This is a genomic window from Kitasatospora sp. NPDC028055, assembly GCF_040637885.1.
Classification (GTDB): Bacteria; Actinomycetota; Actinomycetes; order Streptomycetales; family Streptomycetaceae; genus Kitasatospora.
In genome coordinates, this window is the sequence record NZ_JBEZXE010000011.1 from 174,127 (window position 1) to 183,535 (window position 9,409).

Annotated in this window: 8 protein-coding genes; all 8 read left to right on the plus strand. The window is 70.6% G+C overall.

Annotated elements, in window-relative coordinates:
• Positions 1–40 precede the first annotated feature (40 nt).
• The 8 genes from AB0F71_RS15360 to AB0F71_RS15395 all read left to right on the plus strand — a co-directional run bounded on the left by AB0F71_RS15360 (position 41) and on the right by AB0F71_RS15395 (position 8,896).
• A complete protein-coding gene (locus tag AB0F71_RS15360) occupies positions 41–1,300 on the plus strand; it encodes a spermidine/putrescine ABC transporter substrate-binding protein (RefSeq protein WP_360233248.1) in 1,260 nt (419 codons plus the stop codon).
• A 37-nt stretch (positions 1,301–1,337) separates the two neighbouring features.
• Positions 1,338–2,477, plus strand: a complete 1,140-nt coding sequence (locus AB0F71_RS15365; RefSeq protein WP_360233251.1) for an ABC transporter ATP-binding protein — start codon at positions 1,338–1,340, stop codon at positions 2,475–2,477.
• Complete coding sequence (locus tag AB0F71_RS15370; RefSeq protein ID WP_360233254.1) at positions 2,474–3,403, plus strand: ABC transporter permease; 930 nt, start codon at positions 2,474–2,476, stop codon at positions 3,401–3,403. The genes AB0F71_RS15365 and AB0F71_RS15370 overlap by 4 nt, the downstream gene beginning before the upstream one ends.
• Entirely contained in the window at positions 3,403–4,206 is an 804-nt protein-coding gene (locus AB0F71_RS15375; RefSeq protein WP_360233257.1) for an ABC transporter permease, read from the plus strand. Before AB0F71_RS15370 ends, AB0F71_RS15375 begins: the two co-directional genes overlap by 1 nt.
• A 60-nt stretch (positions 4,207–4,266) precedes the next feature.
• Positions 4,267–5,661 (plus strand): FAD-dependent oxidoreductase, encoded by a 1,395-nt coding sequence (locus AB0F71_RS15380; protein WP_360233260.1) that lies wholly within the window; start codon positions 4,267–4,269, stop codon positions 5,659–5,661.
• A 132-nt stretch (positions 5,662–5,793) separates the two neighbouring features.
• The gene (locus AB0F71_RS15385) at positions 5,794–6,225 is read left to right on the plus strand and encodes a hypothetical protein (protein WP_360233263.1); all 432 of its coding nucleotides are present in this window, start codon (positions 5,794–5,796) and stop codon (positions 6,223–6,225) included.
• 133 nt (positions 6,226–6,358) lie between these two features.
• Positions 6,359–7,123 carry a nucleotidyl transferase AbiEii/AbiGii toxin family protein gene (locus tag AB0F71_RS15390; RefSeq protein WP_360233265.1) on the plus strand — a complete coding sequence of 255 codons (765 nt, stop codon included), beginning with the start codon at positions 6,359–6,361 and terminating at the stop codon, positions 7,121–7,123.
• A 249-nt stretch (positions 7,124–7,372) separates the two neighbouring features.
• A complete protein-coding gene (locus tag AB0F71_RS15395; protein WP_360233268.1) occupies positions 7,373–8,896 on the plus strand; it encodes a CoA-acylating methylmalonate-semialdehyde dehydrogenase in 1,524 nt (507 codons plus the stop codon).
• The last annotated feature ends 513 nt before the right edge of the window (positions 8,897–9,409 follow it).

Here is a 9,409-nt window from a genome sequence, read left to right on the forward strand (position 1 = left end):
CCCCCCACGCACCCGCCGTCCCCCCCAGGAGGCCCGTTCCATGGCGTTCAAGGCGTTCAACGAGCTCACCGACGGTCTGCCCGAACCGGTCCGCAGGGCCTGGGAACGCAGTCTGACCAGCGGTCGGGCCGCGGTCGGCCGCCGTACCCTGCTGCGCGCCGCCGCCCTGACCGCCGGGGCGGGCACCCTGGCCGCCTGTGGCATCCCGGCCGCCCCCAGGGCGACCGGTGACTCGACCGCCAACGCCGCCGAGGACCACTCGGGGGGCGAGAAGGAGGTCGACTTCTCCAACTGGCCGCTGTACATCGACACCGACGAGAAGGACAAGCAGAAGCACGGCACCCTGGACACCTTCACCGCGGCCACCGGCATCAAGGTCAGGTACAACGAGGACGTCAACGACAACGTCGAGTTCTTCGGCAAGGTCAAGCCGCAGCTGGCGGCCGGCCAGGACACCGGCCGCGACCTGGTGGTGCTCACCGACTGGATGGCCGCCCGGCTGATCCGGCTCGGCTGGGCGCAGAAGCTCGACCCGGCGAACGTCACCACCGCGATCACCAACGTCGAGGCCCGCTTCCGTGCCCCCGACTGGGACCCGGGGCGGCTCTACACCTACCCCTGGGCCGGGATCCAGACCGTCATCGCCTACAACCGGAAGGCGACCAAGGGCAAGGAGGTCACCAGCGTCTCCCAACTGCTGGAGGACCCCGAGCTCAAGGGCCGGGTCACCTTCCTCTCCGAGATGCGCGACAGCATCGGGATGGTCCTGCTCGACATGGACAAGGACCCGGCGAAGTTCACCGCCGACGACTACGCCGGTGCGATCGCCCGGATGCAGAAGGCCGTGGACAACAAGCAGATCCGCCGCTTCACCGGCAACGACTACGGCCAGGAGCTGTCCTCCGGGGACATCGCCGCCTGCGTCGCCTGGGGCGGCGACCTGATCCAACTGCGCTCCGACAACCCGGACATCGAGTTCGTCATCCCGGAGAAGGGCTACCTCGCCTCGACCGACAACATGCTGGTCCCGGCCAAGGCGCGGCACAAGACGAACGCGGAGAAGCTGATCGACTTCTACTATCAGCCGAAGATCGCGGCGCAGCTGGTCGCGGGCATCGGCTTCGTCTCCGCCGTCACCGGGATGAAGGAGGAGCTCGCCGCCCTCGCCCCGGACAGCGCGGCCAACCCGCTGGTCGTACCCACCCCCGAGATGGCGGCCAAGGCGCACGTGTTCCGCACCCTCACCGAGGGCGAGGAGAGCGACTTCGAGCAGAAGTTCTCCAAGCTCATCGGCGCCTGACCCCCACCCCCGGCAGAAAGACCCAGGAAGACACCACATGACAGACCAGCTGCGCGCCGCGGCCGGCGGCGACGTCCGCCTCACCGGCATCGGCAAGACCTACGGCTCCTTCACCGCCGTCCACCCGCTCGACCTGACCGTCCCCCAGGGCTCCTTCTTCGCCCTGCTCGGCGCCTCCGGCTGCGGCAAGACCACCACCCTGCGCATGATCGCCGGCCTGGAGGAGCCCACCAGCGGCACCGTCCTGATCGGCGGCCAGGACGTCACCGCGCTGCCCCCGTACAAGCGCCCGGTCAACACCGTCTTCCAGAGCTACGCGCTCTTCCCGCACCTGGACATCTTCGAGAACGTCGCCTTCGGCCTGCGCCGGCGCGGCAAGAAGGACGTGAAGAAGCAGGTCGAGTCGATGCTGGAACTGGTCGAACTCGGCCAGTACGCCCGGCGCAAGCCGCACCAGCTCTCCGGCGGCCAGCAGCAGCGCGTCGCGGTCGCCCGCGCCCTGATCAACCACCCCCAGGTGCTGCTGCTGGACGAGCCGCTCGGCGCCCTCGACCTCAAGCTGCGCCGCCAGATGCAGCTGGAGCTCAAGCGGATCCAGACCGAGGTCGGCATCACCTTCGTGCACGTGACCCACGACCAGGAGGAGGCCATGACGATGGCCGACACCATCGCGGTGATGAACGGCGGCCGGGTCGAGCAGCTCGGCGCGCCCGCCGACCTGTACGAGAACCCCGGCACCACCTTCGTGGCCAACTTCCTCGGCCAGTCCAACCTGCTGCCCGCCGAGGTCACCGGCGGCGCGGGCGAGGACCTGCTGCTCACCGTGGCCGGCAGCCGGCTCGCGGTGCCGAAGGCGCGCTGCGCCACCGAGGCCAAGCTGGTCCACCTGGGCGTGCGCCCGGAGAAGATCACCATCAGCCACGCCTCCGAGACGGTCGCCGAGGGCCGCAACCGGCTCGCCGGCACGGTGCTCGACTCCAGCTTCATCGGCGTCTCCACCCAGTACGTGGTGCGCACCGACAGCGGCCAGGAGGTCACCGTCTTCGAGCAGAACATGGAGCGCGACGCCCGGATCGTCCCCGGCGCCCCCGTGCAGCTGCACTGGAACCCGGCGCACTCCTTCGCCCTGGACGCCGCGCAGGCGATCGACGCGGGCACCGCGGAGGAGGCCGCATGACCACCACCACCCCGGCGGCCGCCCCCCAGGTCATCCCGCTCGGCGAGCCCGCGCCGAAGCCGAAGCGCAAGCTCACCCCGTACTGGCTGCTGCTGCCCGGCATCGCCTGGCTGGTCGTCTTCTTCGCCGTGCCGATGGTGTACCAGGCGTCCACCTCGCTGCAGACCGGCTCGCTGGAGTCGGGCTTCAAGGTCACCTGGCACTTCGCCACCTACTGGGACGCCCTGGTCGAGTACAAGTGGCACTTCGTCCGCTCGTTCTCCTACGCGGCCATCGCCACCGTGCTCTGCCTGGTCATCGGCTACCCGCTGGCGTACACCATCGCCTTCAAGGCGAGCCGGCGCTGGCGCAACGTCATCCTGATCCTGGTCATCGCGCCGTTCTTCACCAGCTTCCTGATCCGCACGCTGGCCTGGAAGACCATCCTGTCCGACGGCGGACCGGTGGTCGGCGCGCTCAACACCCTGCACGTCCTGGACGTCACCAACGCCGTCGGGCTCACCTCCGGCGACCGGGTGCTCGCCACCCCGCTGGCCGTGGTCTGCGGCCTCACCTACAACTTCCTGCCGTTCATGATCCTCCCGCTGTACACCTCGCTGGAGCGGATCGACCCCCGGCTGCACGAGGCGGCCGGCGACCTCTACGCCCGGCCGTTCACCACCTTCCGCAAGGTCACCTTCCCGATCTCGCTGCCGGGCGTGGTCGCGGGCACCCTGCTCACCTTCATTCCCGCCTCCGGCGACTACATCAACGCCCAGCTGCTCGGCTCGCCGAGCGAGCAGATGGTCGGCAACGGCATCCAGAAGCAGTTCCTGAACGTGCTCGACTACCCCACGGCGGCAGCGCTGAGCTTCATCCTGATGGCCCTGATCCTGGGCATGGTGACGGTCTACATGCGCAAGGCCGGGACGGAGGAACTGGTCTGATGTCCCGCATCCTCAAGTGGGTCCGCGCCCACCTGGTGGTCCTGGCCGGCCTGCTGGCCCTGGCCTACCTGGTGCTGCCCAACCTGGTCGTGCTGGCCTTCTCGTTCAACAAGCCGGTCGGCAAGTTCAACTACGAGTGGAACGAGTTCTCCACCGACGCCTGGACCAACCCCTGCGGCGTGGCCGACATGTGCCAGTCGCTCTCGCTCAGCCTGCAGATCGCGGTGCTCGCCACCATCGGCGCCACCGTGCTCGGCACCATGGTCGCCTTCGCGCTGGCCCGCTACCGCTTCCGCGGCCGCTCGGCCACCACCGCGATGATCTTCCTGCCGATGGCCATGCCCGAGGTCGTCATGGCCGCCTCGCTGGGGACGCTGTTCCTCAACATGCGCATCCCCTTCGGCTTCACCACCATCCTCATCGCCCACATCATGTTCTGCCTGAGCTTCGTCGTGACGGCGGTCAAGGCGCGAGTGATGAGCATGGACCCGAGGCTCGAACAGGCCGCCCAGGACCTCTACGCGACCCCGACCCAGACCTTCCTGCGGGTCACCCTCCCGCTGGCCGCCCCCGGCATCGCCGCCGGCGCGCTGCTCAGCTTCGCGCTCTCCTTCGACGACTTCATCATCACCCAGTTCAACTCGGGCCCGACCACGGTCACCTTCCCGATGTTCGTCTGGGGCGCCTCGCAGCGCGGCATCCCGGTGCAGGTGAACGTCATCGGCACCGCGATGTTCGTGGCCGCGGTCGCGCTGACCGTGGCCGGCCAGTGGCTCGGCAACCGCCGCAAGGCCACCGCCTGACGTACGGTCGGTCAGCGGTGGTACGTACATCACCTATTCGTGGAAAGTGGCTGATAATGCATGGACTCCGCCCGCGCGCTCAGTGACGCCAGGCCCACCCCCTTCTGGCTGGAGGACCCCGGCCGGCCCGCGGCGCTGCCCGCCCTGGTCGGCGACACCACCTGCGACCTGCTGGTCGTCGGCGGCGGCTACTCCGGGCTCTGGACCGCGCTCATCGCCAAGGAGCGCGACCCCTCGCTGGACGTCGTCCTGGTCGAGGGCCACGAGGTCGGGTGGGCCGCGTCCGGGCGCAACGGCGGATTCTGCGCGGCCAGCCTCACCCACGGATTCGGCAACGGCCTGGAGCGCTGGCCCTCCGAACTCGCCCAGCTGGAACGCCTCGGCGCCGCCAACCTGGACGGCATCGAGGCCACCCTCAAGCGCTACGGCATCGACGCCGAGTGGGAGCGCACCGGTGAGATCGACGTCGCCACCCAGCCGCACCAGGTCGAGGAACTGCACGAGGTCGCCGAGGCCGTCGCCCGCTACGGCTTCGACCTCACCGTCCTGGACGCCGACCAGCTGCGCGCCGAGGTGAACTCGCCGACCTTCCTCGGCGGCCTCTGGGACAAGGACGGGGTGGCGATGGTCCACCCGGCCAAGCTCGCCTGGGGCCTCAAGGAGGCCTGCCTGGGCCTGGGCGTCCGGATCTTCGAGCACACCCGGGCCACCGAGCTGCGCGAGCACGGCAGCGGCATGGCCGCCCGCACCCCGTACGGCCGGGTCCACGCCCGCCGGGTCGCGCTCGGCACCAACGTCTTCCCGTCCCTGCTCAAGCGCGTCCGTCCGTACGTCGTCCCGGTGTACGACTACGCGCTGATGACCGAGCCGCTCAGCGACGAGCAGCTCGCCTCGATCGGCTGGCGCGGCCGGCAGGGGCTCGGCGACAGCGCCAACAAGTTCCACTACTTCCGGCTGTCCGCCGACAACCGGATCCTCTGGGGCGGCTACGACGCGGTCTACCACTACGGCGGGCACGTGCGGCACGAGTACGACCAGCGCCCGGAGACCTTCCGCACCCTGGCCAACCACTTCTTCCGCTGCTTCCCGCAGCTGGAGGGGCTGCGCTTCACCAACGCCTGGGGCGGTGCCATCGACACCTGCAGCCGGTTCTCGGCCTTCTTCGACACCGCCTACCGGGGCAAGGTCGCCTACGCCGTCGGCTACACCGGGCTCGGTGTCGGCGCCACCCGCTTCGGGGCCGAGGTGATGCTCGACCTGCTGGCCGGCGAGCGCACCGAGCGCACCTCGCTGGACATGGTGCGCTCCAAGCCGCTGCCGTTCCCGCCCGAACCGGTGCGCTGGGCCGGGATCGAGATCACCACCCGCTCGCTGGAGCGCGCCGACCGCAACGGCGGCCACCGCAACCTCTGGCTGCGCACCCTCGACCGGCTGGGGCTCGGCTTCGACAGCTGACCGCCACCGATCGTGGGGTATCTCCCGCGACCCGTGTAAGAGGGACCCGCCGTCCGCCTCTCCTCGGTGACGGCGGGTCTCGTTCTCCCGCCGCGTCCGACCGTAGGAAACGGCGAGGAGCGGGGACACGACATGGAGAGCACCGGACTGCACTGGCTCGCCCAGGTGGCAGCGGACCCGGAGGACTTCCGGGAGCAGTGGGAACGCACCGGGCTGGGCCTGGTCCTGCTACCGGCCGGGCGCCGCTGGGACGTCCTCGCCGTCCCCGGGCGGCTCGGGCGACCGGCGCTGGAGGTGCTGGACACCGGCTTCTGCGGACCGGTCCTCACCGACTTCGGCGGGGAGCACGTCAGCTTCCTGGTGCCCGTCGGCACCGCCGCCCGCTGGCTCGGCACCGGGGTGCGCTGCGCGGGGGAGGGCACCTGGATCGTCGTCCCGCACCCCGGACGCCGTAGCCGGGGCGTGCGCTGGCTGGTGCCGCCCGACGGCTCCGGGCGGCTCAACGACCCGGTGCTGCTGGAGCTGGCCCTGCACGAGGCGGCGGCCGGCCTCGGCGGCTGGTAGCGCGGGCGGGTCGCGGTCACGTCGTGTTCGGTTCGCGGACGGGTTGCGTTCGGCGCGCGGACGGGCCGCGGGAGGTTCGCGGACGGTTCGCGGTGGCAGGGCGCGGGGCGGGCGCCCGGGTCAGACTGGAGGCGTGACCACCGCTCCGCACGCCGTCGACGCCTCCCTCCGGCCGGGCCCCGCCCAGCTGCGCCTGGCCGCCCTCGCCGAGCCCGTCTGCACCCGGTACGGGCTGGCGCTGGCCGGCGGGCACGCGCTGCGCGCCCACGGGGTCCCGGCCTGCCGGCAGGACGGACTCACCCTGGCCACCGGCGGCGCCGACCTGCCCGAGGTGGCCGCCGCACTCACCGAGGCGTACCGCGCGGCGGGCGGCGGGGTCGCCGAGCGGCCCGGCACGCCACGGCTGGAACAGCTGACCGTACGGCTGGCGCTGGGCGGGCGGTCCCACTCGGTGGAGCTGCGGAAGGAGCCGCTCGGCCACCGGCCGGTCCGGCTGGACTTCGGCGCCCTGGAGGCGGAGGAGCCCCCGCTGGTGCTGCCGGTGGTGGCACTGGAGGATGCGGCGGCGCTCACCACCGCGCTGCTGGTCGACCGGGGCATGCCGCGCGACCTGATCGACGTACACGCCCTCACCCGCAACTACCGTGAGGGCGAACTGCTGGCCCTGGCCCGGGAGTTGGACCCGGACTTCCAGCCGGGCGGGCTCGCCGACCGGTTGGAGACACTGGCCGAGGCGGCGGACGGCCGGTTCCGTGCCCGCGGGGTCGAGGCCGGCGCGGTGGACGGGCTCAAGCGGTGGGCACTGGCCTGGGCGCAGGACCTGCGACTGGACCTGCTGGAGACCCAGGAGGCGGCGGACGGGCTGCACGACCCGTACCTGGAGGACGAGGAGTCCTGAGTGCTCCGGCTCCGGCTCCGGTTCCGGCTCCGGGGCCGTGGCCCCACCCGTTCGGCGGAGCGACCGGACGACCTGTAAGGCTGAATCCGCGATCCCCGTCAGCCTGTTCGTTGAGCCGCGGTCCGGAGGCCACCAGACTGGAAGACGAGCGCGGTAGCCCCGTGAATTCCCGTCGCCCGGCCCTCTCGCGGGCGGCGCCAGACCGGACCGGTGGCAGGACGCCGCCCGGGACTTCGGAGGCAGACGGACTTGAGCAAGCACATCACTCACTGGATCGGCGGCCAGTCGGTCGCCACCGCCGGTGCGGCGCCCCGCCGCGGTGACATCTTCGACCCGGCCACCGGCCAGGTCGCCGGCCAGGTCGACTTCGCCGGGATCGCCGAGGTCGACCAGGCTGTGGCCGCCGCCGCCTCGGCCTTCGCCGAGTGGCGCACCGCTTCGGTGGCCCGGCGCAGCACGGTGCTCTTCGCCTTCCGCGAGCTGCTGAACGCCCGCCGGAACGAGCTGGCAGAGATCATCGTGTCCGAGCACGGCAAGGTGCACTCGGACGCGCTGGGCGAGATCGCCCGCGGCCTGGAGGTCGTCGAGTACGCCTGCGGCATCCCGCAGCTGATCAAGGGCGGCTTCACCGAGCAGGCCTCCACCGGCATCGACGTCTACTCGATCCGCCAGCCGCTCGGCCCGGTCGCGATCATCTCGCCGTTCAACTTCCCGGCCATGGTGCCGATGTGGTTCTTCCCGATCGCCATCGCGGCCGGCAACACCGTGGTGGTGAAGCCCTCCGAGAAGGACCCGTCCGCGGCCAACTTCCTGGCCGGGCTGTGGAAGGAGGCCGGCCTGCCGGACGGCGTCTTCAACGTCGTGCACGGCGACAAGGTGGCCGTCGACCGCCTGCTGGAGCACCCGGACGTCAAGTCCGTCAGCTTCGTCGGCTCCACCCCGATCGCCCGCTACGTGTACGAGACCGGTACCCGCTACGGCAAGCGCGTCCAGGCCCTCGGCGGCGCCAAGAACCACATGCTGGTGCTGCCGGACGCCGACCTCGACCTCGCCGCCGACGCCGCGGTCAACGCCGGCTTCGGCGCGGCCGGTGAGCGCTGCATGGCGGTGTCCGTCCTGGTCGCCGTCGACCCGATCGGTGACGAGCTGGTCGACAAGATCAAGCAGCGGATCGCCACCTTGAAGGTCGGCCCCGGCTGCAACGGCGACTCCGAGATGGGCCCGCTGGTCACCGGCCAGCACCGCGACAAGGTCACCTCCTACGTGGAGTCCGGTCTCGCCGACGGCGCCGAGCTCGCCGTGGACGGCCGCAAGCACCCGGTCACCGCCGAGGACAAGAACGGCAGCCCGACCGCTGACGGCTTCTGGCTCGGCCCCACCCTGTTCGACCACGTGAAGCCCGGCATGTCCGTCTACAACGACGAGATCTTCGGCCCGGTCCTCTCCGTCGTGCGCGTCGCCTCCTACGACGAAGGCCTGGCGCTCATCAACGCCAACCCGTACGGCAACGGGACCGCCCTCTTCACCAACGACGGCGGCGCGGCCCGGCGCTTCCAGTTCGAGGTGGAGGTCGGCATGGTCGGCATCAACGTGCCGATCCCGGTGCCGGTCGCCTACTACTCCTTCGGCGGCTGGAAGGCCTCGCTGTTCGGCGACGCCCACGCGTACGGTCCGGACGGCGTCCAGTTCTTCACCCGCGGCAAGGCCGTGACCCAGCGCTGGCTGGACCCCTCGCACGGCGGCATCAACCTCGGCTTCCCCACCAACAGCTGAGGTCGCCGGGCTCGCCGAGCTCTGGCACCAAGGCAGGCCGGACCCCTCTCCCGGGGGCCGGCCTGCCCCCTTTTGCAGGTCGTTTGCATCCGGACCCAGATGCGCGTACAGTTCTTCGAGCTGCCCGGAAGGGAGCACCGGACACGCGTCTGCGCGGACGGTCCCTGAGGCAGCCAATCCCTTGAAACACCACTTCCGGTTCGTGCCGGTCGTTTCGCTTTTTCGCGTCTCGGCTCGGTGCTTATTCGGCGTGTGCGTTTTATCGGATTGCGGCTGGATTCGCTTTTCGGAGCGGGGATCGGCTAGAGTTTGAAACGTCGGACGGGGCGTCAAGCCGCAGAAGACACCGGCAAGTTGGATGACGAAGCGCCGGAAAACGGAGCGGAAAACATCTGATAAGCTGGAAACACGAAAGAACGAAGCGCCCGGAGGGCCCGCTGGAAGGCGGCCCGAAGGAAGCGTCCGTTCCTTGAGAACTCAACAGCGTGCCAAAAGTCAACGCCAGATATGTTG

Excerpts from the sequence above, each read along its gene's own strand:
- AB0F71_RS15360 (WP_360233248.1), top strand. The coding sequence starts at position 41 with ATGGCGTTCAAGGCGTTCAACGAGCTCACCGACGGTCTGCCCGAACCG.
- AB0F71_RS15380 (WP_360233260.1), top strand. The coding sequence starts at position 4,267 with ATGGACTCCGCCCGCGCGCTCAGTGACGCCAGGCCCACCCCCTTCTGG.
- AB0F71_RS15370 (WP_360233254.1), top strand. The coding sequence starts at position 2,474 with ATGACCACCACCACCCCGGCGGCCGCCCCCCAGGTCATCCCGCTCGGC.
- AB0F71_RS15385 (WP_360233263.1), top strand. The coding sequence starts at position 5,794 with ATGGAGAGCACCGGACTGCACTGGCTCGCCCAGGTGGCAGCGGACCCG.
- AB0F71_RS15365 (WP_360233251.1), top strand. The coding sequence starts at position 1,338 with ATGACAGACCAGCTGCGCGCCGCGGCCGGCGGCGACGTCCGCCTCACC.
- AB0F71_RS15375 (WP_360233257.1), top strand. The coding sequence starts at position 3,403 with ATGTCCCGCATCCTCAAGTGGGTCCGCGCCCACCTGGTGGTCCTGGCC.